The sequence below is a fragment of the Nitrospira sp. T9 genome (genome assembly GCF_052156535.1).
GTDB lineage: Bacteria > Nitrospirota > Nitrospiria > Nitrospirales > UBA8639 > Nitrospira_E.
Genome location: NZ_JBQKUP010000041.1, coordinates 16,554 through 39,632 on the forward strand (window position 1 = coordinate 16,554; position 23,079 = coordinate 39,632).

Genomic DNA, 23,079 nt, shown 5'->3' on the forward strand with positions numbered 1-23,079 from the left:
CCCGTCCTTTTTTGGAATTCCCTGAGTCGTTCTTTTTTTTGTGTGTAGGTTGTTTAAGAAGATCACTGATACCTACCTCTAGTCTTAACGAGTAATTGTTAGGCCTATCCGGAAAAGATTGAATATAGCTCTACGCATTAAAAATTCCCATTTTGGTGCTTTACGAATTAAGAGGTAGATTATATGCTCCAAGTCTGCGAAAAACTGAATCACCAATCCACCGTTATCATCTTCACGGGACGATTTGATCGACAATCAACAATTGGTATCGGGGACCTGATCCTCGGCACCAAAGGTATGAGATGTCAACACATCATCCTGGATTTCATGGGAATCACCGGGATTGACTCGGTGGGTCTCGGGCTCTTGTACCTCTGGTACCATAAACTACAGCCCCAACGCATTGGGCTAAGTATCGTGGGGCCTTCTCCTAATGTCCGAGCCGCATTGGAAGGCTGTCACCTTTCCGACTGCATTCCGGTCTATGCGTCTGAGCACGAGGCGGTCCGACAGGAAATCTACGGTTAGAATGCCTTTGCTTCCTCCTTAAGACATCGGCATGATGCTCTGCTCTTTGAGCCTCTAATCCAGGCCCCGAGGATTAACAGGAAGCAAACTCTTCATTTGTTTTAGGAAATATGTCGTCTTAGGGCTACCTCAGGTAGGGTATTTATCTTATGTCCCGGGTTTAGTCTGTCACGAATCCGCATGGACACCTTCACAACGGCTGCAAGATGTAATAGTCACCGAGGATGAATATCTCCAGGGAGGATGAAGTTTAGTGGAAGGTTTTGAGCATGACAAAGTGAGCGCTTTACCTTGGGCCGTAAATTTTCAGATTGTATTGTTTTCGTGTTTCTTTTCCGGTGTAAATTGGTTATGTATTTTTCAGTTTTTCGCATCAGCGTTAATTAACCATTCACCTTGCGGGCTTTCTCTCTTATCAAGAAGCCACTGACTGAATCCTTCCCAATCGGAATTTTCTAAATTTCTGTAATTTGTTTCTTTGGAAACATAAAAAACGGTTGAGGGTGTAGGTCCTACCTTGAAGTTCTGCCAGAATTAACTAGGGGCAACAGCCAAGTCACGGTGGCAGTCGGAACACTTAGCCCCTTCTTTCGAGACCGCAACCAATCGAATGTAATGTGCACACCACAAACAGTAAAGGTATCCTGGCCCATTGAATCGAAAAGGATAGGTTGGGGAAAGCTTCCCCCAATTGACTGCTTCTACTGGACACCAGGAGAGTGCGTGAGTCAGCATCGCCTACAAATCCTTTCTCAATAATTGGTCTTGATGATCACCCCTCTAAATTGAGAGATGTGTTTGCCTAACCCCGGAACCAGTGAAGGGAGAAAACTCCCAAAAAGGCTAATACCGTTTCGATTATCCATAATGTGGTCCAGTCCATGATGGTGTCCTCCTTGTTCCTCCATTGTCTTCTTTTTGTTCTTGGTTCATGTAAAAAGCAACCTTAATGCCACACATTTCCGCGTATCCAACTGACCGGCTGTCAGGCTACTAACTAATTGTTTTATAAAAAGAAACAGGGGAGGTTGCGAAAGGGAAGTTTCGATCTAACCATGCAGAACGAAGTATCGGATTTAATACAGACCGTATCTTATTCACACGGGGAAACTAGTTTGATGACAAGGACGAAATTCAGGATGCCCTCCTCTTTCGGTCTCTCAAAGAAGGAGAATGAAATTAGTTAGTAGGTGTGAGAAGAGGGCCAAAACGGATGAAACTAGGGAAGCGCAAAAAAATTCGAAAAAAAGCATTCCAGGATGTTTGTAGGAGGGGAAGTAGATTGCCGCTTTTTTTGGCTTTCCCTCAGGCTTCCCAGCTATTAGCGCGTTGACCCCAGGCCCGTCATCGCCTTTCTTGTCTGTGGGGAACCCCTATTATTCCACTGTGGTGTTACATGTGGGGGCAGGAAACTGCACTGTCCATTAGATTTCCCATAGAGGGTCTGTTGAAAAAAGCCGCCAGCGGCGTTCTCGCCATTTTCCCGTGCTCACGTACTCAGCGTACGCTCCGCGCGTAAAAACGGCTGCGGCCTTGCTGGACGGACTTTTTTGAACCGATCCGGAGCCTTTGATGAGTAATCTAATCCTGGGCAAATTTGCCCTTGAACATCCTTATTATTCAACACTCCCATAGAACGTTTTTACCCATTGGGTAAGGTCTGCTTGACGGATGGTAGGAGGTCGAGAGCCTAGTGGCATGCTTTGTCTTATACACACCTGTTTTTTGAAGGAAATTTTGATATGAAAAATGCGGAGCCCGGAATATTCTCAAATGTGAGCGTGGCACATCTGTTGCTGATTATCTGGTTTGAAGGATAGTAAAGTAAGGGCTATTCAATACCAAAATGTGTCACGGACAATAAAGGAGGGACAGGTGCATGTTGGTACGAGCACGGTGGGAGAATGGAACGAGAATCTTGATGCTTTCTGGTCGGTTCGATAAATTTGGACGGGTCCCGGTGGAAACGGCGTTGGCGGCGGGAGAGGGGCGACCTTGCCATCGCGTCGTCATGGATTTTTCACGAGTATCGTCTATGGATAGTGCAGGCATTGGAAGACTGTTGTTGCTCTATCATTCGCTTCGAAGAAAAGGCATGGCCTTGACGGTGATCAATCCAAAGCCCTCTGTTCGGGGACTTTTGGACCTGGCGGGTTTAGCCACCATTATTCCGATTATGCAGGAAAAGCCTGAAGTCCGATCGGTTGCCTGATCCTCTGGGAATGAGAAATGAATTTTTTTTAAGTTGCCGAGGAGGAAAACCGAAATGGAAATTATCAAATCGTGATGTCTACGATGCCTACCCAACCGACTCCCATGGACGATATGCATGTTATTACATTCGGGACATGCTTTGATGGGTCTGCGGAACCTGCTTTAGAGGCGGCTGTCTTACAAGTCCAGGAAATACAAGGCAAACACATCATTCTGAATATGGAAGCTTTGACCACCCTGAATAGTCGTGCCTTAGGCAAATTATTTCTCACCTATCATCACCTCAATCGGAAGCACATTCGACTCAGTATGGTCAATCCAAAGCCGGCAGTCCGTGAAATGTTAACATTTGTCAATTTTCCCAAGATCGTGCCTATCTATGACTCGGTTGATGCCGTGGTGGCCTTTGAGCAACGTCAGATGGAATCTTCAGCTCTTCCACAGCGACCGGGGTAAAAAGCGGTGTGTGGTAATTAGTCAAGACGAGGGAATGAAGGCCTGAACACTCGTTGGCCGCAAGTAGCCCTCCTTCCCCAATGGAGGTGCGGTATGTGTGGTAAAAACAGGGCAACTCACCGTCGAACGATCCATGTCCAATCTTCTCTTTCATGATGATCCGGTCATTTGGTTGTATGCTGTCCTTCATGGGATGACGAGCCAATCAAATTTCTGCTCAACCTCTAAAGCTTGGTCCTTTAAGGAAGGCACTTCATGACCAAAATCCGACAGTTCAAAAAGCGGTTTTGCAATCCCTGACGCACGACCTCCTCAAATGCCTAAAGCGGATCTCCAGCCATCTCGACAGTCGCCATAGATTTTTCTAGCATCCCGCTCCACTTCATGGGGTTGCAGTGGGCATGGCAAGGCCGTTGACCCTGCATTGACTTCCATTTTCCTCCCTTCCTAGAATCGTCACCCTGGTGATTTGTCCATTCCTCCCGGAAGGGATCTCTGGCTCGTGAATGAAAGCGTCGTACTCGATAAGGTTGCCAAAACTCATGGCCTCGTGCGGGCGGTGGATCATGTGTCCTTGTCTATCCAAAGCGGAGAGTTTTTTTCTATATTGGGGCCGAGCGGGTCGGGGAAAACCACCATCCTTCGATTAATTGCCGGATTAGATCGTCCCGACGAAGGGGACATTGTTATTCAGCAACGTGTTGTCACCTTAGACCCTCCTCATAAGCGACCGGTAAATATGGTGTTTCAGCACTATGCGCTCTTCCCGCATCTGTCAGTATTTGAGAATGTGGCTTTCGGTTTACACATGAAAGGGGAACGTCAAGCCCATATCCACACGGCGGTGAGTCATATGTTAGCTCTGGTGCGTTTGCAAGGAAAGGAGAAGCGCCTTCCAGGGCAATTGTCGGGAGGGGAGCAGCAACGGGTGGCGCTCGCACGAGCCCTGGTGAATCGTCCCGTGGTCCTGCTGTTGGATGAGCCCTTGGCTGCTTTGGACCAGCAGTTACGTCAGGAGATGCAAGGAGAGCTGAAGCGGTTACAAAGGGAGGTGAAAGCGACATTTATTTGCGTGACTCATCAGCAGGATGAGGCCCTCATGCTGTCTGATCGAATTGCGGTCATGCAGGGTGGGAAGGTCTTGCAAGTGGGGACGCCGCAGGAGATCTATGATCGCCCCGTATCTTCGATGGTGGCTCAGTTTATCGGTCTTTCCAATGTCTTGTCCGGTACCATCGCCTCCTGTGAAGCTGGATGGTGTCGGGTTGATCATGAAGTCTTGGCACCCGTGAAGGTCACATGTTCACCGCATGAATTTCTCCAGGGGGCTGTCACCGTCATGGTTCGCCCAGAGCGCCTCCATGTGTCCTCTGACATGTCCCCCAACGGATATGAGAATAGACTTCCGGCGATTGTGCACCAAGTCGCTTTTTCCGGGAATGAAGTGGTGTATCATGTCCGGCTTCGAGACGAGGCGATCTGGATGGCTCGTGTGCCAATCGCCGAAGCGCAGGCCAGGCCATTGGCCGTTGGTCAGCCGGTATATGTGCAATGGCGGGCACAGGAGGGACTGGTCTTGCCCGCCCATCCGGCACCATGCTGAACAATCGTTCCGACACACCTTCCGCTTTTCCTGTCAAACTGTCCCTCCTATCGGCAAGTCTCTTTTTAGGCCTGTTCTTTTTTCTCCCGCTGATATTGGTCTTTGGTGTAAGTCTGGCGAGTCGGGGAATGTACGGGGGAATTACCTGGATCCCCACCTGGGAAAATTATCAACGTGTCTTCGATCCGCTTGTGGGAGTGATATTTTTCCGGTCTCTTTTCTTGGCGGGATTGACGACTTTCATCTGTGCGGTCGTGGGGTTCCCATTGGCGTATTGTCTGGCCAGGGCTTCCCGGCCCTGGCAACTCATATTGCTGACTCTTGTGATGGTTCCATTTTGGACCAATTTTTTGGTTCGCACCTATGCGTGGGTGCTAATTCTTCGAGCGGACGGTATTCTGAATGGCCTGTTGATCAGGTTGGGATTGTTAGATGAGCCACTTTCTCTATTATTCACCGATCTGTCGGTATTCGTGGGACTGGTTTATGGCTATCTGCCCTTTATGGTGCTTCCTCTGGTGGTGGCCATAGAACGTATTTCTCCGCAATTGGAGGATGCGGCGTTTGACTTATATGCGTCCATGTCCGGAATGTTTCGACATGTGCTGCTTCCTCTCAGTACTCCGGGTTTTCTGGCGGGTGGGGTGTTGGTCTTTATTCCTTCCCTCGGGGCCTTTATTACGCCCTATCTGTTGGGTGGAGGACAAAACATGATGCTGGGGACTTTCATCCAACAAGAATTCCTGGTCGCACGAGACTGGCCGTTTGGATCCGCGCTTTCTTTCGGATTAATGGGAACTGTCCTTCTCCTCTGGTTTCTGTTGGGTCGTACGTCCGTTGAGAAAGATCCGTCATGAAACGGATGCCGTCCAGCTTCATTGTGATGAGCCTGCTGGTCATGGTGTTTTTATATCTGCCCGTGGTCATTCTGATCGGGCTATCCTTTAACGCCTCCACGATGGGAGTAGCGTGGAAAGGGTTCACGTTACAGTGGTATGAAAAGCTGGCGATGGACCAGGCGATTCTCGAGGCCACCGTCAATAGTGTGGTCATTGCCTTGCTCTCAACCGGAATGGCTCTCATCCTTGGAGTGGGAACCGCCATTGGTCTGGAAACCCGTCAAGGACCGGAACAATCCTGGGTCAATATGATCCTGGTATTGCCCCTGGTCATACCGGAAATTTTATTGGGTGTGGCCTTATTGATGGTGTTTGTCTTGTGTCAGGTTCACCTGGGGTTTGGTACCATTATTATCGGACATATGGTCTTTAATCTCCCGTTGACCATCGTCATCGTCAGGGCACGACTCCGTAAGCTGGACCCTGCTTGGGAAGACGCGGCCCGTGATTTGGGTGCCACCTCATGGGAGGTGCTCACCCGGATTACGCTTCCCTTATTACGCCCGGCCATCTGGGGGGCAGGCCTGTTAGGCTTTACCGTATCTTTGGATGACTTTGTGGTGACATTTTTTGTGGCCGGTCCCGGTTCGACGACGTTACCACTCAAAGTGTTTTCGATGATCAGAACCGGGATGACTCCGGAGATTAATGCCTTGTCGGCGGTTATGGTGGTGGTCTCCATGCTGTGCGTGGGGTTGTCCTGGTTTGTTCAGCAGCGGTCCACACCGGCCTCGGCTGAATCTTCCTATTGATGAAAGACTGCATGTGAGAAATCTGATACCTCTGTATGTCGTCCTCTGGACCCTCCTGGTGGCGGGAGGATGTTCGGAATCTTCCACATCCCCGGATTCCCCCTCTTCCCGGCACTCTACACTGTATTATTTTACGTGGTCGGATTATGTGGATGCGTCCGTGGTGGCCAAATTTGAAGCGACCCGAGGGGTTCGGGTGGTGATTGATACCTTTAGTAGCAATGAAGAGTTATTAGCCAAAGTGCAGAGCGGCATGACAGGGTATGATGTTGTGGTGCCATCTGATTTTATGGCGGGCATCATGGGACGGTTGGGATTACTGGCTGAGTTAGATCCGGCAAAAATTCCTCATGTGCAGGATCTGGAGCCTCATCTCCGACAGCTCTCGTTTGATCCCACAAACCGGTTTGCCATTCCCTATTTATGGGGCACGGTTGGAATGGGGTATAATGCAGATGTAGTGACGGAACCGCCAACCAGTTGGGAAGCCCTATGGGATCCGAAATTTTCCGGTCGAATTAGTTTGTTGAATGATGAACGGGAAGTCTTCGGGATGGCACTTCAGACCTTAGGCTACTCGCTCAATAGTGTCGATCCCCAGGCCATTCAACAAGCCAAACACAAGTTGATGAGGCAAAAGCCATTGGTCAAGGCCTATACGAGTGAACAGTTCGATCAACTTCTCGTGGCCGGTGAGGTGGTATTAGCGCATGCCTGGGGCGGGCCGATCGCCAGAGCGATGCGTGAACACCCGTCAATCCGGTATGCCCTCCCCCAGGAAGGCGGAATGATGTGGACGGATTGTCTGGCGGTCTTGGCCAGTTCCCGTCAACAAGCCCTGGCGATGGACTTTATCAATTACCTTTTAGATGAAGAGGTGGCGCTTGCCACATCGCAGCGACTATTATTTGCCTCAGCCAATCGACATGTTCGGGATCGTCTGCCGGCAGACATTCGCACGAATACAGCTGTCTATCCGCCAAGTGATATGCTTGCCAGAATGGAGTGGTTGGAGGATGTGCAGGAGGCCATTCGCTATTATGATCGAGCCTGGACGGAGCTGAAAGTGCACTAGTTTGGCTTGACCCTTTTAGCCATCTGCTACTAGACTATCTGATTGCTACGTTTCATATACGCGGATTCACGAAAGGGATGTTCATGACTAAGCGAATCACCAATTGGTCACAGATATTATGTTGTGTGGTTGGCGCCTTTTTCTTGTGTGGTGCCCCGCTGGGGGCTCAGGAACCAGGGAAAAGTCCTTTCCCCGTCTATCTGACGCAAATGCCCTATGATGCTCCTCCTCCCCCAGAATCCACGGGGGTTGAGGCGACGGAATCACCTGAAACTTTAACGCCCCAGGATCATGAGCGTCTGGAAGCGCTTATCCCCATGCTTGAGGGCCGGCAGGAATTCTGGGCCATGGGAGAGTTTGTCTTTTTTGGTAAACATTCGATCCCGTATTTGGTGAAAGCGCTCAAAGTGCCGGTGCCCAGAGTCCGGTTCAACGCCGTGGAAACCCTCTCCATGTTGAATGATCCTTCTGCAATCCCGGGCTTACTGGAGGTGGCCATGAATCCGGATGAAGAATCACGAATCCGGTCTCATGCCTTGCGTGTAGCAACACGATTGGACCCCAACCAAGTCATTCCGGCCATCGAGGTGATGGTGAAAGACCCCAATTCCACGATTCGAAACACGGCTGTGTTTGAATCACGGAGGGTGCCTCGAAAAGAAGTGCTGCCGGTTATTATCAGTGCCATTTCAGATCCAGAGCAATATGTGTCGATCACCGCGCGGGATTCTTTCTGGGTTCTCACCAAATTCAGTGGCTCAATCCATGATTGGGAAGTTTCGACACCCGAAGACAGAAAGGAATGGGTGAAGGAATGGTGGGCTTGGTGGGAAGAGAATAAAGACCGATTGGGTGTGACACCGTCATCCGCAGAACCCCCCCGATCACCGGCAGACCAGAATGTGAGTTAACACCGATCCTTCAAAGAGGGTAGTTTGGGCTCGTCGCCGGACGGTGGTCGAAGGAGTGGCATGCATATGAGATTACAGATTTAGACGATCGCGAAAAGGAGTAAGGTGTATGGCAGTATTACCTATAGCAAAAATCGGCAACCCGGTTCTCCGGCAACAGGCAACGCCTGTGGACCCTGCATCAATCGGGAGTCGACGGGTTCAGGCATTCCTTGATGATATGTTTGAGACGATGGTTCAGTATGAGGGGATCGGATTGGCAGCCCCGCAGGTCGCACATTCGGAACAGATTGTCGTCATGGAATGTGAGGGAAAGGGTGGTTTTCCCAAGACCGTCCTCATAAATCCTAAAATTGTGTTTTATAGTCCCTCACAGAGTGAAATGTGGGAAGGATGTCTCAGTATTGATAATATGCGAGGGAAGGTGGTTCGGCCGTCCATGATCCGTGTGCAGGCCTATGATCGACAAGGGGTACTCCAGGACTTCGAAGCCAACGGGCTCTATGCGGTGTGTATCCAACATGAAATGGACCACCTCATCGGGAAATTGTTCATTGATCGAATGGCTGATATGTCGACCCTGACCCAATTGGAAGAGTTTGATGCCTATTGGCGTGAAGAATCCGCCCCGGTGATTTAATCCCTGCTTGATAGAGCTAACCGTCGAGCGTTTTCTGCTCATCAATTCTACGAGTGTATTTCCGTGATTCCTATCAGGATCACGCCATCTGTCGACGAAAAAAGGTTTCCAGACTTCCCGTGAAATCACTCCTCCGAGTTCTGTCGTACCTGGCCCCCTATCGCGGGCTTGTGTGCGTCACCTTCTTCTTTGCCGGGGTCACGACGGCACTGGAACTGCTGCCACCCTGGCTCATCAAAATCGTGATTGATGACGTCATCCCGGCAAAAAATATGGATGTTCTGACCTGGGTGCTGGTCGGATTGTTCCTGGCCTATGGATTGAAAAATCTCTGTAATTCCCTCCGGATCCGTTTCAACAACACGCTTGAGCAACGGGTGGTGCATCGGCTTCGACAACAAGTGTTTGCGGCCCTGCAACGCTTGTCGTTGACCTATTATGAAAACCGATCGACGGGTGAAATCATGTCGCGTGTCGTGAACGATACGGAGCATGTGCAACGAATTTTTATTGACGGGCTTGAGGGCATGTTAACGGCGACGTTGACCCTGGTTGGCATTACCACTATTTTATTTATGCTGAACTGGAAAATGGCCGTTCTCGTGCTGCTGCCGATTCCAATTTTAATCATCGGAGGCGTGGGATTTACCCGCCGGGTCCATCGGTATTATCACGAAATCCGTCAGCAGGCGGCTGAACTCAATGGCTATCTGCAGGATTCCTTATCCGGGATTCGGGAAACCATGGGATTCAATCGGCAACCCTACGAACAGACGCGTTTCCGTGACATGAGCCACAAATACAGCCAGGCGAATTTGAAAGCGATGTATTTATGGTCGATTTATTCTCCGGGAATGATTTTCATCGGAAGCCTGGGAACCGTCTTGATTGTCTGGTATGGGGCGGGCGAGGTGGTTGCGGGTCGTCTCTCCACTGGTGAGCTAGTCATGTTTTTATCCTACCTGGTGTTGTTTTATACCCCGGTCAATCAAATCCATTCGGTGAATCATTTATTGCAGCATGCCTTGGCGGCCAGTGAACGGGTGTTCGATATCTTAGATGCAGAGCCGGCCGTGCCGGACCAGGGACACCTTCGTCCCGTTCAACCCCGGTTGTCGGGAAAAGTCGAATGGAAGGATATGGCATTTGCCTATCGGCCGGAGATGCCGGTCTATGAACATCTTTCACTGACGGTAGAGCCGGGGGAGCATGTGGCTTTGGTCGGGCCGAGCGGGGTGGGAAAAAGTACGCTCATGAAACTACTCTTCCGGTATTACGATGTCGGGGAGGGCGGGATTGAACTGGATGGATACGATATTCGTCATCTCCCATTATTCTACCTTCGAGAACAAATCGGCTTTGTGCAGCAAGAGCCATTTTTATTCAATGGCACCGTGCGGGCCAATCTGGCCTATGGAGACTTGTCGGCATCACACGATCAAATAGAATCCGTGGCGCGCGCTGCGCAAGCGCATGAATTTATTCAAGCGCTTCCTGACGGGTATGACACCTGGATCGGGGAACGCGGGGTGAAATTGTCCGTTGGGCAAAAACAGCGTATCGCCATTGCCAGGGTGCTGCTCAAAAATCCACCCATTGTGGTCATGGATGAAGCCACCTCCAATATTGACACCGAAACCGAAGTTGAGATTCGCATTGCGATGGATGAATTGATGCGGGGGCGGACGACCTTTATCGTGGCCCATCGGTTGTCGACTCTGCAAACCGTGGATCGGATTGTGGTCCTGGAACATGGACAGATCGTTGAAGAAGGCGATCATGCAACCTTACTGGCGAGAGGAGGATTGTACGCCGGTCTGTATGAGGCCCAATTTCATGTCTAACATGGCACCCCACCAAACTGGCTTGCCCAGGCCTGTGGTCTATCGGCCGATGAGTGCAGGCATGAACGAAGGGGCCGGGTGTATCGGAAGGACTGTTGAATATTTTTCGAATTTTTCTTTTCATGGCTAGATGAGCGACAGAATCCCGCACGGGAAATTATAAGTGGAGGGTACAAAAAGGCTTGTTCAGCCCTGCCCTGAAGCCTCTCGAAGGAAAGGTGGCCGCTGCTTTAGGCGGGCTAAGGTTACGGAGGAGGACGTGAGTACGGCCACAGGACGTATAAGTTCCTTCAATGGTGCAACACGCGTTTTCCTCACTCCCTGCGGAGGAACGACATGACCGTGAAATGTCCGATGTGTGGCAACGTGGAACAATGGGAAGGAAATGTCTTTCGACCCTTTTGTTCCAAGCGATGTCAATTGCTGGATTTGGAGGGATGGTTGAGTGAGCGCTATCGCATTCCCGATGCGGAAGAAGATGGGTTGGATGAGACGAATCCTGAGGCAAGCTCAACCTCTTCCGACTAGACTGTATATGGAGACCAACCTATGCCAAAAATGATCACGGCTAAACGTCATGAGGACGATACGGAAAAAGCCCAGGAGTTTGTCCGAACCAATATCCTGCTTCCTGCCAGTTTGTTGGGATTGATTTCGGTCGTCGTCGGAGTGATCGCCTTAGGCTTTCAATTCTGGGCAGGAACGTATGGATGGGAAACCTTTACCTACAGCTCAGCACTCATCATCGCCGGCGTGCTTGTGGGAATCGTTCAAACAAAATACCAACAGTATCTTTTGCGGGAGTTTCCCGGACATTTTGCCAGTCGCATGAAAGCCTATAGCCAACGGTCGGTCCGTAAGGCCAAGAAGGCCATCACGGAGCATGACATTGAGCATCGAGGTCGTGGATTGGTTCCGCTCTGGTACTTCCTGGGGATCGTAATGTTTTTTGCGCTTTCCGGATTAACCGTGGCCACGGGTTATATGGAGCCGGTCGCCGCGTTTGCCCTGCCCTGGGCAGGCTACTTTTGGGCAAAGTTGTTTTTTTGGAAAGGGGTGGTATTGCTGCCAGCACGCAAAAAGAGATGAAGGCTTACCGCTGTTGGGTCCTGGATCCGCTCTGCGAATTATGGCTTTGAGGTTGAACGACTTTTGACAGGTGTGGACTTGGATGCAGATTGCTCTGTGAGCAGCGATTCAAGATGTTGAACCTGTTTCTGAAGAGCCCGGAGTTCCTTGCGTAATTCGGGGAGTTGGTATTGAAGGACCTGTGACCGTCGCCAGATGCCATGTTCGACCGCCGGCCGACCACCCACAATCTGACCGGATTTCACATTATTGGTCACCCCCGAGCCGGCTGCAATTTTCACTTGATCACCGATGGTGACATGATCGACCAGGCCGGCCTGGCCTCCCACCATGACGTGGCGGCCTAATGTGGTACTGCCCGCAATTCCTACCTGTGCGACGAGAATACAGTCTTCCCCGATTACCACGTTATGGGCGATCTGCACCTGGTTATCGATTTTTGTACCGCGCTTAATAACGGTGCTCCCAAAGGTTGCCCGATCCACGGTCACATTAGCTCCGAGCTCAACGTCATCTTCAATGATCACATGGCCCAATTGGGGGATTTTGTGGTGACGGCCGTCGTGTTGCACATAGCCGAACCCATCGCTCCCGATAACGGTGCCGCTGTGTATGATGACGCGATTGCCGATGACACACTTGTTTAGCAGCGAGACATGGGGATACAGAATGCACTCGTCCCCGATAATAGCATCGTCGCCAACATGAACCCCGGCATGGATGGTGACCCCGGATCCGATAAGCACGCGGTCTCCAATTGTGACGAGGGCGCCAATTGAGACATCCGGACCAATGCGCACATCGAGTCCGGAGACCGCACTGGGGTGAATGCCGCGTGGTGGAAGAGGGGGCAGGAAAAATTTCTGGGCCAATGTCGTGACGGCGACCAGTGGATTCGGAACAATTAATTGTGGCCGAGGGTCGTCGGGAATAGGCTCTGTGACAATTAAGGCTGCAGCCTGTGAATGCCGCGCCGCTTTTTGAAATGAAGGCTTCAAGACAAAGGAGACATCTCCGGAAGAGGCTCCTTCCAGATGGGAGAGACCGGATATCAGAATGTCAGGGGATCCGTGAATGGTGGCGTGAATGGCTTGGGCTAATTCCTGAAGAGGAATATTCACGGTTCGTGAGGAAGACGTTATCGTCATGTGCGTGATTTTTTTGAAGTGGGACGGCTTTTGGGTTTTTTGCCAAGTGGAGTCGGGCGTGAATTCTTGGCCAACGGTGTGGCTTGAGGGCCGGAGAGGGTGCTCCCTTTACCATGTATTCGTTCATCCAGATAAAGGATGACCGCGCCGATGGTTGTTAGTCGCCCGAAGTCCTCATCCGGTATTTGAAGATCAAAAGCCGATTCGACTTCATAGACCAATTCGATGGTTTGCAGAGAGTCTAATCCCAAATCATCACGGAGTGAATCTTCCGGATGCAGATCTTTCGGATTGCGTTGAAGGTATTTGCCGAGGGTGTGGTACACCTGTTGACTGAGTTGAGAGGATTTGTTGACGCTAGATTTCATGAAAACTTTTTTAAGACCAGGACCGCATTGTTACTTCCGAATCCGAAGGCATTCACCAAGCCCACCCGAACAGATTTTTTTTGTACCTTAGTAGAAAGTCCCGGCAAGGCACAATCGGGATCCGGGTCATCATAATTCACAGTGGGGTGTATTATACCAGTTTGAATGGATAAGGCCGAGACAATTGTCCCGATCGCTCCGGCCGCTCCAAGTGTATGGCCAATGAGCGATTTGGTGGCATTAACCAGGACGGTATTCAGGCGTTTTCCGAACACCGCCCGTAACCCTTTGACCTCGACATCGTCTCCCACCACGGTGGATGTCGCATGGGCATTCACATAGTCAACCTGTGAGGGCGAAACGCCCGCGTCTTTCAATGCCAGAGTGACGGTTCGTGCAATATCGGAGCCATCTTCTCTGGGAATCACCATATGATACGCCTCATTTGTGGCGGCATATCCGGCCAGTTCACCATATATTTTCGCTTTTCGACGGGTCGCATGGCGAAGTGATTCTAAGATCAGGGTGCCGGCCCCTTCCCCCATCACAAATCCGTCCCGCCCTCGATCGAATGGCCTGGAGGCCTGGTCCGGGTGGTCATTATATTTGGTGGATAAGGCGCGTAATGAGCAAAAGCCGGCAAACACTAACGGAGTAATGCTGGCGTCCGCTCCTGAGGCAATGACGACGTCTGCCTGGTTCAGGCGAATGGCCTGCATGGCTTGTCCAATTGAATGAATGCTGGAGGAGCAGGCCGTAGAAATGGTGAGATTCGGGCCTTTTGCCCCAAAAGCCAACGCCAGAATGCCTGAGGCGGAGTTGAGCGTAATGGTCGGGATAAAGTTCGGATGGACCCGATGTGGCTTACGGGACTGATAGAGGGTAGTGAGTTCACGTTCCCCCATCATCATGCCACCCATGCCCACGCCGGCCATGACTCCCATCCGTTCAGCCGGCTCCTTCTCAAGGTCCAGTCCACTATCCTGGATGGCTTCCCGTGTGGCGGCAAGAGCAAATTGTGCATAGCGGTCCACGCGCGATGAGAATTTATCTTCTGAAGGATCCGGAAGGCGAAAATCGGAAACCTGCCCCCCAACCCTGGAGCGATAGGACTCCATGGGGAAATCCCCAAAAGATGAGATCGCCGTGATCCCTGTTTTGCCCTGAAGGGCGGACTTCCAAAACGTAGGAACGCCAACCCCGATAGGGGAGACGATGCCAAGCCCGGTAATGACCACGCGCGCTGCCATAGTTTGCTCCAAAAAGAAGACTCTAACCTACCAGAACCTTGTTCAAATAGGGAGGGGGCAGGGTCCTATAAATTTTGTATTTATGCTCTTTTTTCGCTCATATTGATCTCTTCAGTTTAGGGAGTGTGGGAGAGAAAAATATATCAGGCACATGGGGATTTGAGATGAATGAATTCATGAATTGCCTAAAGCATGAGCAGGGCGTCGGGGATGGTAATGGGAAATGGTAGACGGAAACTCCTTGAACCGCTGTTGGAGAGTTTCCCCCTTAAGAAGGAAATCCGGCCAGGCTTCATGGTCTCTCTGGCACGTATAAAACCATACTTATGCGGGAATGTTGGATTGACAGGTCCATATTCACCGCCTAACGTATTGTCGAACATGAGCCAGAAACGAGTGTCCCAACTCAAGGAGGGTCACTCGAATATTAATCATTCGGAGGCTTGAAGGGAGGGGGGGGATGAATAAAAAGGAACTTGTCGCTCAGTTGCTTGCAGCGAAAAAAGCCTCAGGAAAGACCTACGATCAGCTAGCAGCAGCCCTCGGGCTGTGTAATGTCTATGTTGCCCAGTTATTCCGATTGCAGGCGCAACTCAAGAAGGAGGCAGAAGTAAAGCTAGTCAAACTGGTTCCTGGACTCACCGGGGATTTGCTTAAAGCGATGCGGGAGTTTCCCATGCGATCCTATGATCCGTCGGTCCTACAGGAGCCACATATTTATCGCATGACTGAGGTTTGCGCCCATTATGGGGAGTCCATTCTGGATATCATGCGCGAGCAGTTCGGTGATGGGATTATGTCGGCGATTGATTTTAAGCTCACGGTTGAAAAGATAAAGGGTGACAAAGGAGAGGACCGTGTCGTCATGACTTGGAATGGAAAATTTCTGCCACACATCGAACAGACTGCATAACGGGGAGGGGACACCATAAAAACAGGGGGGCAGGACAGAAGGACACGGTTAGTTTTTGTCTCCATGAATATAATGCAATGGTTTAGTTTTAACTTTAAGTTGTTTTGCTGGAGATCTCTTTGAACGAAAATTGCAGTGGGGGTACCCACGATTGAGTACTCTTACAAATGACTTAAATTATTATACCATTGAAATGTATATTCACCTTTATGGCAGCGGCAAATAACCATTTTTAATTCTAGGTAGTTAAAGTTAAATATAATGAATAGCTTTAATTTTTATCTCAGTCGAAATGGGCTTGAGATAGACCCTATATGTTTAAAGAAATATGATGATGGGACTATGAATGTTTCAACGTAAACGCTGAGGATTGGCTGAGAGAAATTAAATACCTGAGGCTTTTCGCCATCCCACAAACCCATAGGTCACGAGCGTAAAAAGGACGACGACGAAGCCAAGCCAAAATTGCATATCCGGGGTAAGGCCCTGGGGGTAAATGACGGGTAGGGCGTAATATTCCAGAAATCCTCCAGTATATCCCGCCTCACCGCTGGCCTGTCGTAGCCGGTTTTCCAGGGGCGTAAGAGGGCAGATCCACCCCCCGAATTCCAAGGCCGCCGCCCACAGTGCGGCGGGTAGATGAACCCAGGGGATCCAGCGCCACCAAATAGTGAGAATTCCCCCGAACAAGACAAAGGCAATGAAGACGAAGTGGATGAGAAGGACCAATTCAGCCAGGACTTGCCAAAGCATGTTGAGGACCCCGGTTGAGGTGGTTTCGGGCAAATCTCAGATCCAAAATGGATCGAGAGGACAGACAAAAACGTCTGCCTTGTTCCTGACGGGATGGTACCATCCTGGGTTCCTCAAGGGGGAATAGGACTTCCCCTGCCGAACCAAAAATTGTAAAGGGTCTTCATGATTCGTGGAAGGGGAGAAAAGCGTAATCCCACCGTGAGGGTGTAAAGTATCAATTGGAGGCCGGTCTGTCATTTCAGTGAAGTAATAGCAAAGGGAGGAAAAGGTAGTGAGGCACCATAGCGTATTTCTCGGAACCCCCCTCGCTTCACAGGCATATCGTCCGGCCGGCATGGGGCAAAAGCTCTTTCGTGATTTACGATCTGTTCACCGGATCGGACCCCATGCCAGTAGGCGATCATGGGTAAGTAGTCTTGTAGGGGTTATCTTGGGATTGCTGTGGATGGGAGCGGTAGTTCCGTTGGCCATGGGCAGCCATAAAGGTTCCGAAGACCACCACGTGGTTTCGGAAACCGGAACCGAAAAATCCGTGGGACATGCCATTGCGGGTGCGCCGTTTCAGATTTATCTTTCCGAGGGAGTCGGGACGGATGAACAGGGCAGCCAGGAACAAACCAGGGTCGATGACGCGCTCCAGACGGTTATTGGGGCGTTCAATTACATGATAGAACATCGGACTGACTATGCCAGATTTCAAGAAGCCCTGGCCAAAGCGGCGCTGCAAAAAGTCATCATTGAACCGAAGGTCGCGAACCGGGAGGGCAAAGAGTTTTTATTGCTGGTGGCCCGCACCTCACAGCCCAATCAGGTCAATCTCCTCATCAGCGCATCCGCGCTCGAAGAACAAGGCTATCTTAATCATCCGGAACAACTGGTGCCCGTCCTGGCCAGAGAATTTCAATGGGTGGTGAGCAAAAGCGACACGACGCCGAAACGTCAAGCGAAGGTGGTCCCCAGCGACCTCAAGCAGGCCCCGATCAAGACCAATCAAGAGATTGCAGCATTGTCAGGAGAGGACCGTGAACATTTGCTTCAAGCATTGTTTCGCACCTATTTAACCACCACCGACCGGCATAATAGTTTGGAAGGACAACCCTATTATGAAACCGGTTCCACCACACGGATTCCCCCGGCACAAAACGATTCCACCACCAAGTTGTATGACACCTGGGTGCGTGAAGCCCTGCAAAAAATTGTGCGGGAACCATACTTTCAGGAACAGACTCCGAAGGCGGTGAGAAGTCTGCTCAATGGCAAAATCTGGAACGTTGCATTCGCCGACATTCATAATCGGGATTGGGCCACGCGAACCCGGGTGGTCCCCAAAGAGCAGTCCATCACCGTAGGCGAACATGACAAAACCATTCAACCGGCCACGGTGTTGATCAATATTCACCGATCGGCCTCGCCTGATGATCCTTTTTTTGAAGAGACGAGAGGGCTCCCCATGGGTGCCCTGCCGGCTGAGATCTTGGCACGGGTCATCGCCCGGGAAATCCAGGATAATATTTCGGAGAAGTCCATGCGCGGCCATGTGGCCCAGGATGAACTCTCCGCACCCTAGTGATTGGAGATGCCAAGCACCGGTTAGGCCTCTTTCTGGATGAGATGAAGCCGGATTTAATGGTCAGCCGGCTTAGGTGGTGCTCTCCATCCGCACCTTGGGGCTGAGGATATGAGCCAACTCCATTCCCAGTGGCTTGCCGCGGGGTTACCGAACTAAGGGAAGAGGCTGAGAAATCGTGGTGTCTCAAAGCAAAACATATATCCACTGAATACACCGTCCGCTTGCAACGGGGATCTTTTATTGTGCAATCCGACATTCCTGCGTTGTCCGCAATTGCTACTGAAGCATTAATAAAGGAGCATATTCCCTTTTATGAAAGCTTCCGGGTGACAGTGCCGCAACACGTCTCACACTGATCCGGCGCGGCAATATCTCAGGGCCAGAGTCATGTTTTGGCCGTGGATGTGGAGAGCCAAACCATGGTCGTGATCTGTTAAAAATCCGGGATACCCTGTCTCGCGCTGAAGCCAATTTCCGACAATAGCGAAGACCATCTTTCTTGTAATTCTTGCTGGTATCATTCGTATTCGGCGGATTACTTTTTAGTTTTTACCCATCCGGCCACGTGGCCACCGGCGCCCCGTCCTGCCAAGCTTAGTTAACGAGCACCTGAGCACCTGAGCACCTGAGCACTTGAGGCATGCGGTTTGGGTTGTGCTCATGCCGTTTCGAGTCTTCGGGGGCAAGGAGGGGTTAACAAAACGGAGCGAGAAAATTCTAGATCTGAGATAATCTAGGGGAGACAATCTGAACCTCGGACGATCATCGCTTACGCCTTAGAAGCAGCGACCTCGGATCTTCGCCGGAGTGAGTTGCCTCTCCTAAGGAAAGGTCGAAGATTCACCAACCGATGATCGGTTGTCACGACCATTGAAAATAAGTCTCCACCCGATCATGAGATGAGGAAGGGTTTCGCGAAGTGAATGAGGTTAGAGTGCCAATGGGTTCTCGCCCATTGCCTACAGAGTCACAGAGGTAAAGACGATCAGAATTTGAGCAGGCCTTGAGCTTTCATTACGCCAACGGTGCCTGGTGGCTGGCGGGATTGTGACTGCGTCACCTCGCTCAAGTAACTCCGACGTATTTTCAAGCGTCAGCATGATCGCACCATCAAAGACCATAGCAAATTGTTGACTCGGGTGCGAGACAGGGGTTTTGCTACTGGCTCCATCTGGGGCGAGGGTGACCAAGACCGGGTTCAGCCCTGATCTCTCGCCACCGGGGCTAAGGAGTTCAAGCTTTGCACGTGACCAACCGCTGGACAGCGTATTCCTTTGGGTTGCTTTAATAATCGCAGGAGATTCGGCTTCAGTGGATTGAAAAAATTGGACGAGCGTCACCCCAAGGGCGGACGCAATCCGTTCAAGCGAGGCAATCGAAGGCGAACTCTGCCCGTTCTCAACCTGGGAGATGAAACTTGGGGAAAACCCGCATTTGCTCGCGAGGGTCCGCACTGACATATTGATGTTTTCCCGAAATTTCCTGATGGCCTCACCGACATGCCGCGTCTTCGTCTTACTCATGTAATTTACGAGGCCTCCTTCTCTCTGATTGTCTGACTGCTCGCCTTTGAACCCTGCCATCGTTGAATGTGAGGATGGTCACGAAACCACAACAATACAGGCAATGTACCGTTTGACTGATCATCTGTAAATGAAAAGTTGAAGTTCCTGGCATCCCGTCATTGGAAGGTAATGATATGAAGAGCTGAAAGAACTTCTTAGCACAGACTCGTTTCCTGCGTAACGTTCTTGCAGTATTACTTTACACAAATAAAGTTATGCTGTACACTCCGACTCTTACGTCTTGAGCCTGATGAGGAGTTCCGTTTTAAAGGTGTGACCATCACACTGACAGAAATTCGGCCATTGGTTTAGGTTGGTAAGCATGTCTCACTGCCTCTCCCTCATGCCCGGCTTTCTTGTCGAACGACAGACAAGTTCCCGCGCGTATGTCAAACCATTTATTGTTAGGCGGAGACGAAGGCCAACGCGCGGGTTTCTATCTTAAACCGGGTTGAGAGGCGCAAGCGACCATAGTCAACCAGAGCGTTTGGAGTATTTTGACGAAGGAGGTATACGATGTCTGCCAAGGAAATGGTATTCAGGGATGAAGCACGTTTTGCAATATTGAGGGGGGTCACAGAGTTAGCACGAGCTGTCAAGGTCACTTTAGGACCCAAAGGTCGCCATGCCATATTGGGCAAGAAATGGGGGCCTCCCTTGATTACCAAAGACGGAGTCACCGTCGCTCAAGAACTGGATCTTCCAGACCCCTATGAAAACATGGGTGCGCAACTTGTCCGTGAGGTGGCCAGTAAAACCAGCGAGGCGACGGGAGATGGGACCACGACCGCGACGGTCCTGGCTGAAGCGATTTTCCGGGAAGGGGTGAAGAACGTGGTTGCAGGAGCCTCTGCCACGGAACTCAAACGAGGAATTGATCAGGCCGTCACCGTGGTAGTGGCGGAGTTAACAGCTCTCAGCAAGCCCTGTCAGAGTCAACACGACATTGCCCGGATTGGTACTATATCGGCAAACGGTGATCCGGTGATCGGCGACATAATCGCTGAGGCCATGGAACAAGTTGGGAAAGATGGCGTGATCACGGTTGAGGAGAGCACGGGCCTCAGCACCTCGCTTGAGGTAGTGGAAGGCATGCGGTTTGACCGTGGGTATATCTCGCCGTCCTTTGTTACGGACTCCGAACGGATGGAAGTGATCCTTGAGAATCCTTGTATCTTCATTTGTGAAAAGACACTCAGCACGGTGGATCACCTGCTCTCCCTGTTAGAACAAGTCGCACAACACCATAAGCCGCTTGTGATCATCGCGGAAGATGTAGTGGGAGAGGCACTGGTGGCCTTGATTATGAATACGAGGCGAGGAGCCCTTCGGGCCGCTGCCGTCAAAACGCCGGGGTTTGGCGAAAGTCGGAGGGCCATGCTTCAGGATCTGGCCATTCTTACAGGTGGTCAAGCATTCACCGAGGATCGAGGAATAGCCATTCAGGCTGTCAAGGTGACGGATCTGGGGCGAGCCAAGCGTGTCAAGATTGATCGGAATCAGACCACGATCATTGAAGGGGCAGGGAATCCTCAAATGATTGACACGCGTCTCAACCACATTAACGCTCAACTAGCCAAATCCACCCCGGGAAATGATCGTGAAAGGTTGCAAGAACGACAGGCGAAGCTTCGTGGCGGTGTTGCCGTCATTCGCATTGGTGCGGCCACCGACACAGAGATGAAAGAAAAAAAGGCACGATTGGAAGATGCGCTGCATGCCACGAAAGCCGCGGTCGAGGAAGGAATCGTTCCCGGCGGTGGTATCGCCTTACTCCGGTGTATTCCGGCTCTCGAATCTCTGATGCTTCCCGGCGATCAACAGGTTGGTGTCGCCATTGTGCGGCAGGCTTTGGAAGAGCCGTTACGTCAAATCGCCAACAATGCCGGCCATCCCGGATCGGTCGTCCTGAACCGACTCCGGAACGAAAAGTGTTCTATCGGGTTTGACGCAGACAAAGAGACCGATAGCGATATGCTGGCGGCAGGGATCATTGACCCGACCAAGGTAACACGGAGCGCTCTGTCTTTTGCAGCCAGCATTGCTGGGCTTATGCTCACGACTGAAGTGATGGTCACTGATCGGCCTGTTGAGAAAACAGGATTTGAAAACGTCAGACCTGATGAACACCATTCTGGTCTACAGCAGGTGTGAATACGAAAAGCCGACTTCGGATTGGCCCGGCCAAAACGGATTAAGGTCTAGGACAGGCGCAGGGGATTGCGGGCTTTGCTCTTCGTTGCGATGCGGGCCAGAGTGCTTGCAATCGCAATGGAGATGGCACAAACAATCAGGATCGAAACGACCCGCGCCCCATGCTCGATCAACCAGCCGAAGAGTGGTGGGGAAAGGGCGGTAGAGAAAATCATGCCCGAGGTCCCGAGCGCGCGAATGGCGCCCAGGTGGGTCAATCCGTAGGTTTCCGCCCACATTGCCGTCACAATCGAGGTCCCCACCCCGGCCGTGAGACCGGCACCTGCCATGAAGGGGATCAGGACGAGGCTGTCATTGGAAAGGGAGAGCGCCACGCATGCCAAGCCAAGTGGCACAAGATAAAACGGCATCAACCGTGTGCCGGTCAACCGGTCGATGAGTGATCCCACGCTTAACATGCCTACCGCCTGAGTTGCCGCAAAGATGACAAATGACGCGGCGAACCAGGAGAGGTCCCAACCTTTTTGTTCCATCAGGCGGGATTGGTGAATGAACAGGCCGGTCAGGACGAAGCCTGGCGTCAGGAGCGTAGGGAGCAAGAGATAAAATCGACGGTCTCGCAGGACATCCCCGCGTGAACCGTCATGCGAACGACGCTGTATGACCTCCTTCACGTTATCGGTAATCCCCTGGTGGGTGGTGGGGGCAGATGTTCCGCTGCCAAGATACAAAAGCAGGGGACAGGTAAGAAGGAGAAGAGTGGCGGTCAGTATCCAAACGAAACGCCATCCGGCTGTTGTGGCAAGCAGCACAGTGATTGACGGCAGGATAGCTTCGCCAATTGGATGTCCGAGCAAGGCGAAGGATAGCGCTTTGCCGCGTGCGCGGCCAAAAAAACCGGCTATGCTGGTGACGGCCGTATGTGAGAGCAGGCCTTGTCCGCCAAAACGCAGCAGAAAAAGCACGATCATGAGCAGGAAGACATTCCCCGCCAGAGGAAGCAAGAGGTATCCTGCTGCAAGTACTCCGACCGATCCAGCGGCATAGAGCGGCACAGCGATCCGATCGATCAGCCCTCCGGCCCAGAGCATACAGATCGCGCTTGTGAGCGTGGCAAATGAGTACGCCATGCCAAATGCTCCGTCGCTCAATTCCAGCGACTCCCGCAATTCCACGCTGAACAGTCCAATGAAAAACGTCTGACCAAAGCCAGAGAGTAAGGTCAGAAGAAACCCAAAAACGAGTAATCGTCGAGCAATATTTTTCCGGAATATGGGGCTTGAGGTGGACACCGAGTCTAGTTCTCCGTTTGTGGTGTTTAAAATGTGTGGGAAGGAATAGAGG

General features: G+C 51.3%; 21 protein-coding genes. 15 read left to right on the forward strand and 6 right to left on the reverse strand.

Annotated elements, in window-relative coordinates; genetic code table 11:
- The first annotated feature begins 183 nt into the window (after window positions 1–183).
- From ACTRXD_RS17005 to ACTRXD_RS17060, 12 genes are all read left to right on the forward strand, one after another.
- Window positions 184–528, forward strand: coding sequence for an STAS domain-containing protein (locus ACTRXD_RS17005; RefSeq protein WP_442432976.1), 345 nt, complete (start codon window positions 184–186; stop codon window positions 526–528).
- Window positions 529–2,407: 1,879 nt separating this feature from the next.
- Window positions 2,408–2,740: an STAS domain-containing protein gene (locus ACTRXD_RS17010; protein WP_442432977.1), complete on the forward strand. Its 333-nt coding sequence runs from the start codon at window positions 2,408–2,410 to the stop codon at window positions 2,738–2,740.
- A gap of 74 nt (window positions 2,741–2,814) precedes the next feature.
- Window positions 2,815–3,198 (forward strand): STAS domain-containing protein, encoded by a 384-nt coding sequence (locus ACTRXD_RS17015; RefSeq protein WP_442432978.1) that lies wholly within the window; start codon window positions 2,815–2,817, stop codon window positions 3,196–3,198.
- Window positions 3,199–3,700: 502 nt separating this feature from the next.
- A complete protein-coding gene (locus ACTRXD_RS17020; protein WP_442432979.1) occupies window positions 3,701–4,801 on the forward strand; it encodes an ABC transporter ATP-binding protein in 1,101 nt (366 codons plus the stop codon).
- The gene (locus ACTRXD_RS17025) at window positions 4,750–5,658 is read left to right on the forward strand and encodes an ABC transporter permease (RefSeq protein WP_442432980.1); all 909 of its coding nucleotides are present in this window, start codon (window positions 4,750–4,752) and stop codon (window positions 5,656–5,658) included. Before ACTRXD_RS17020 ends, ACTRXD_RS17025 begins: the two co-directional genes overlap by 52 nt.
- Complete coding sequence (locus ACTRXD_RS17030; RefSeq protein WP_442432981.1) at window positions 5,655–6,452, forward strand: ABC transporter permease; 798 nt, start codon at window positions 5,655–5,657, stop codon at window positions 6,450–6,452. Before ACTRXD_RS17025 ends, ACTRXD_RS17030 begins: the two co-directional genes overlap by 4 nt.
- A 13-nt stretch (window positions 6,453–6,465) precedes the next feature.
- Entirely contained in the window at window positions 6,466–7,527 is a 1,062-nt protein-coding gene (locus ACTRXD_RS17035; RefSeq protein WP_442432982.1) for a polyamine ABC transporter substrate-binding protein, read from the forward strand.
- A gap of 83 nt (window positions 7,528–7,610) precedes the next feature.
- The gene (locus tag ACTRXD_RS17040; RefSeq protein ID WP_442432983.1) at window positions 7,611–8,438 is read left to right on the forward strand and encodes a HEAT repeat domain-containing protein; all 828 of its coding nucleotides are present in this window, start codon (window positions 7,611–7,613) and stop codon (window positions 8,436–8,438) included.
- Between the two features lie 109 nt (window positions 8,439–8,547).
- Entirely contained in the window at window positions 8,548–9,078 is a 531-nt protein-coding gene (def, locus tag ACTRXD_RS17045; protein WP_442432984.1) for a peptide deformylase, read from the forward strand.
- Window positions 9,079–9,197: 119 nt separating this feature from the next.
- Window positions 9,198–10,922: an ABC transporter ATP-binding protein gene (locus ACTRXD_RS17050; RefSeq protein WP_442432985.1), complete on the forward strand. Its 1,725-nt coding sequence runs from the start codon at window positions 9,198–9,200 to the stop codon at window positions 10,920–10,922.
- Between the two features lie 336 nt (window positions 10,923–11,258).
- On the forward strand, window positions 11,259–11,450 hold the full coding sequence (locus ACTRXD_RS17055) for a DNA gyrase inhibitor YacG (RefSeq protein ID WP_442432986.1): 192 nt from the start codon (window positions 11,259–11,261) through the stop codon (window positions 11,448–11,450).
- A gap of 21 nt (window positions 11,451–11,471) precedes the next feature.
- Window positions 11,472–12,011 (forward strand): hypothetical protein, encoded by a 540-nt coding sequence (locus ACTRXD_RS17060; protein WP_442432987.1) that lies wholly within the window; start codon window positions 11,472–11,474, stop codon window positions 12,009–12,011.
- 38 nt (window positions 12,012–12,049) lie between these two features.
- Here the strand turns inward: ACTRXD_RS17060 and lpxD are convergent, their stop codons facing one another.
- Genes lpxD through fabF form a run of 3 tightly spaced genes read right to left on the reverse strand, consistent with a single transcriptional unit; the run spans window position 12,050 to window position 14,777 of the window.
- Window positions 12,050–13,159 (reverse strand): UDP-3-O-(3-hydroxymyristoyl)glucosamine N-acyltransferase, encoded by a 1,110-nt coding sequence (gene lpxD / locus ACTRXD_RS17065; RefSeq protein WP_442432988.1) that lies wholly within the window; start codon window positions 13,157–13,159, stop codon window positions 12,050–12,052.
- Window positions 13,156–13,527 carry an acyl carrier protein gene (locus ACTRXD_RS17070; RefSeq protein ID WP_442432989.1) on the reverse strand — a complete coding sequence of 124 codons (372 nt, stop codon included), beginning with the start codon at window positions 13,525–13,527 and terminating at the stop codon, window positions 13,156–13,158. The genes lpxD and ACTRXD_RS17070 overlap by 4 nt, the downstream gene beginning before the upstream one ends.
- Window positions 13,524–14,777 carry a beta-ketoacyl-ACP synthase II gene (fabF, locus tag ACTRXD_RS17075; RefSeq protein WP_442432990.1) on the reverse strand — a complete coding sequence of 418 codons (1,254 nt, stop codon included), beginning with the start codon at window positions 14,775–14,777 and terminating at the stop codon, window positions 13,524–13,526. Before fabF ends, ACTRXD_RS17070 begins: the two co-directional genes overlap by 4 nt.
- 460 nt (window positions 14,778–15,237) lie before the next feature.
- Here fabF and cynS point away from each other — a divergent pair, with 460 nt between their 5' ends.
- Window positions 15,238–15,690, forward strand: a complete 453-nt coding sequence (cynS, locus tag ACTRXD_RS17080; protein ID WP_442432991.1) for a cyanase — start codon at window positions 15,238–15,240, stop codon at window positions 15,688–15,690.
- Between the two features lie 384 nt (window positions 15,691–16,074).
- On the opposite strand, the gene ACTRXD_RS17085 is transcribed toward cynS, so the two are convergent.
- A complete protein-coding gene (locus ACTRXD_RS17085) occupies window positions 16,075–16,476 on the reverse strand; it encodes a DUF2784 domain-containing protein (RefSeq protein WP_442432992.1) in 402 nt (133 codons plus the stop codon).
- 241 nt (window positions 16,477–16,717) lie between these two features.
- Here ACTRXD_RS17085 and ACTRXD_RS17090 point away from each other — a divergent pair, with 241 nt between their 5' ends.
- Window positions 16,718–18,013, forward strand: a complete 1,296-nt coding sequence (locus ACTRXD_RS17090; protein WP_442432993.1) for a hypothetical protein — start codon at window positions 16,718–16,720, stop codon at window positions 18,011–18,013.
- Window positions 18,014–18,975: 962 nt separating this feature from the next.
- Here the strand turns inward: ACTRXD_RS17090 and ACTRXD_RS17095 are convergent.
- Window positions 18,976–19,539 carry a helix-turn-helix domain-containing protein gene (locus tag ACTRXD_RS17095; protein ID WP_442432994.1) on the reverse strand — a complete coding sequence of 188 codons (564 nt, stop codon included), beginning with the start codon at window positions 19,537–19,539 and terminating at the stop codon, window positions 18,976–18,978.
- A gap of 558 nt (window positions 19,540–20,097) precedes the next feature.
- Between ACTRXD_RS17095 and groL the strand changes: the two genes are divergently transcribed.
- On the forward strand, window positions 20,098–21,735 hold the full coding sequence (groL, locus tag ACTRXD_RS17100; RefSeq protein WP_442432995.1) for a chaperonin GroEL: 1,638 nt from the start codon (window positions 20,098–20,100) through the stop codon (window positions 21,733–21,735).
- Window positions 21,736–21,782: 47 nt separating this feature from the next.
- Here groL and ACTRXD_RS17105 read toward each other — a convergent pair whose 3' ends face one another.
- Window positions 21,783–23,027, reverse strand: coding sequence for an MFS transporter (locus ACTRXD_RS17105; protein WP_442432996.1), 1,245 nt, complete (start codon window positions 23,025–23,027; stop codon window positions 21,783–21,785).
- Window positions 23,028–23,079 lie beyond the last annotated feature (52 nt).